The sequence below is a fragment of the Vibrio sp. 10N.222.49.C9 genome, from assembly GCF_041474985.1.
Lineage (GTDB): Bacteria > Pseudomonadota > Gammaproteobacteria > Enterobacterales > Vibrionaceae > Vibrio > Vibrio crassostreae_C.
Window position 1 is genome coordinate 1 of the sequence record NZ_JBFRVD010000590.1, and the last position, 280, is coordinate 280.

General features: G+C 45.0%; 1 protein-coding gene. It reads right to left on the bottom strand.

Annotation, left to right across the window (positions count from 1 at the left end; genetic code table 11):
* Nucleotides 1-208: hypothetical protein (locus AB4585_RS24625; protein WP_372171379.1), on the bottom strand; the 208-nt coding region annotated here is incomplete at its 3' end.
* Nucleotides 209-280: the final 72 nt, after the last annotated feature.

The following is a 280-nucleotide window of genomic DNA, read 5'->3' on the forward strand; positions in this document are numbered from 1 at the left end:
GAATGAACGCCATTAGTTTTGGGTTCACAAGATAACCCGATCGAGTGTTAATCAATGCTCTCGCTTGGAGAAGCTTCGTAATGTTACCGGAGTTTTCGTTCGACTTGTGAACCCCATTGTTATTGAATGCCTCGATTAGTGTTTCTCTAGAAGCGTGTATCAGCGATAAGAGTTCTTCCAGGCCACCAGCGTGTCGTGATTTATCCATAGTTAGAATAGCCCCTGTTGCTGCTGTTCCGAATCTGCTTGAGATACAATGTCGATGCGCTCATCTAGGAAG